The following is a 1,996-nucleotide window of genomic DNA, read 5'->3' on the forward strand; positions in this document are numbered from 1 at the left end:
TGTTTCGGCAGGCTCCCTCTTCTTCTTTGTGTGGTCCTGTCTGACGTGTGGTGTTGGGTGGGGCCTTTCCTGTATTCACCGGGTTGTCGACCATGTGTGGGTGCTGCTGGTGTGGGTGCTGGTGCTGCCGGTGGGGATATCATTGCCTACGTTTGTTATGGGTCTTATCCTGTTCATTAAGTACTGTAGTGACCGATATACGACTCGTAAGGAGCGAAGGTGGACGTAACCAGGACCGTTGCACGCCGCCTCGGTGAGATCGGGGCGTCTGTGCGTCAATGGCGGCTGATGCAGTCCCTCAAAGCCGAGGAGGTCGCCGAGCGAGCCGGCATCTCCAGGTCAACCCTTCAGAAGATCGAGCGGGGGGAACCCGGCGTCTCTGTAGGAGCTGTCCTCTCCGTGATGCAGGCGCTCGGGCAGCTCGACCACATCGTTGGCGCTTTCGACCCGTTGAGCACCGATATCGGACGTCTGCGCTCCACAGAGAAGCTGCCGTCGAGAGTCCGACGATGAGTGAGCAGGTGCGTGTCGAGATGGACGTGATTGGGCGGAACGCCCTCGTTGGAGAGGCGTACTTTCATGTCGCCCGGAGCCAGATCTCGACCACGTTCAAATATGCCGACGAGTTCCTCGGATCTCGCCAGGCCTATTCCATCGATCCCCAACTCCCACTCTCTGTCGCTCCGATCTCCGTCCCAGGGCTGCCCGGGGCGTTCAGCGACTCGGCTCCCGACCGGTGGGGCCGCAACCTTGTCGCGAAACAGCACCGTCGTCAGGTTGCACAGGGCGATGCTCGTGACCGCCGGCTGACTGAGGTGGACTATCTGCTCGGTGTCAGTGACCTGACCCGCCAGGGCGCACTGAGATTCAGGAGGTCCTCGACGGCCGAGTATCTGAGTGCCGGGGCCTCTGTGCCGAAGACTGTATCGCTGCCCGAACTCCAACATGCGGCAGACGAGGCTGCGGAGGGAACCGGAGCTGCAATCAAACGACTCCTCGAAGCAGGTACCGGCTCTCTCGGCGGGGCCCGCCCCAAGGCGTCGGTAGCAGGAGGCTCCGGGGGTCTGATGATTGCGAAGTTCACTAGGCCGGGCGATGACTGGAACGTCATCCTCTGGGAACGTTTAGCGCTGGAGGTTGCGAGATCGTCGGGGGTTGCAGTACCCCACGCACAGCTGGTGCGGATCGACGAACGTCCAGTGCTGCTCCTTGACCGGTTCGACCGGCAGCACGGTCGACGTATCGGATACATGAGCTCGATGACGGCTGCGGACCGCCGCGACGGCGAACACGCTGACTACGTCGATATCGTCGAAGCGATCGAGGACACGAGCAGCCGGTGGCGGCGTGACTGCAGCGAGCTCTTCCGCCGCATGGCGTTGTCCTCCGCACTTCACAATACGGACGACCACCTTCGCAACCATGGCTTCCTCCGCCACGAAGCCGGTTGGGAACTCAGCCCGGCCTTCGACATCAACCCCGAACCAGACCTCGCGGTCGAACGACAGACTGCGATCAATGGCGTAACCGAAGCTGAGCATGAAGCGGAGGCATTGCTCGAGTTCGCTCCACTCTGCCACCTGACGACCACGGAAGCGCGCACAATCCTCGCCGAGGTCGCCGAGGCGGTCGGTCACTGGGAGGAGTGTGCAAACGCGCTGTCGGTCCCGTCGAGAGAACTCACCTCCGTCGGGGATGCGATCAACACGCAACTGGAGCGTCTCCGAGCGGTGTTGCCTGCGGCCCTCTAGGCAGTCGTTCCGCGAATTGGCGGGGCTCATGCCGGGTAGTGGTCGGGTCTGAGTCTGGGGTGCGGGTGGTGTGTGGTGGGTGTCACGTGGTTGGGGTGGGGTTTGGATTTGCGTGGTCGGGTTTGCCTGGTCTAGAGTTATATCTCGTTGCCCCGCCGGAAACGAGGTTCTCAGAACAGAGTTTCCACCGGGCCTGACCAGGACAAACAGGGTTTGTCAGGTGGTTGGGACGGATGGGGTGGCCA

Annotated in this window: 2 protein-coding genes; both read left to right on the top strand. The window is 62.1% G+C overall.

What is annotated here, in order from left to right:
* Positions 1 to 219 precede the first annotated feature (219 nt).
* Positions 220 to 513, top strand: a complete 294-nt coding sequence (locus tag HK401_RS20420) for a helix-turn-helix domain-containing protein (protein WP_309136066.1) — start codon at positions 220 to 222, stop codon at positions 511 to 513.
* Complete coding sequence (locus HK401_RS20425; RefSeq protein WP_258234383.1) at positions 510 to 1,751, top strand: type II toxin-antitoxin system HipA family toxin; 1,242 nt, start codon at positions 510 to 512, stop codon at positions 1,749 to 1,751. Before HK401_RS20420 ends, HK401_RS20425 begins: the two co-directional genes overlap by 4 nt.
* Positions 1,752 to 1,996 lie beyond the last annotated feature (245 nt).

The sequence above is a fragment of the Brevibacterium oceani genome, assembly GCF_013623835.1.
Classification (GTDB): Bacteria; Actinomycetota; Actinomycetes; order Actinomycetales; family Brevibacteriaceae; genus Brevibacterium; species Brevibacterium oceani.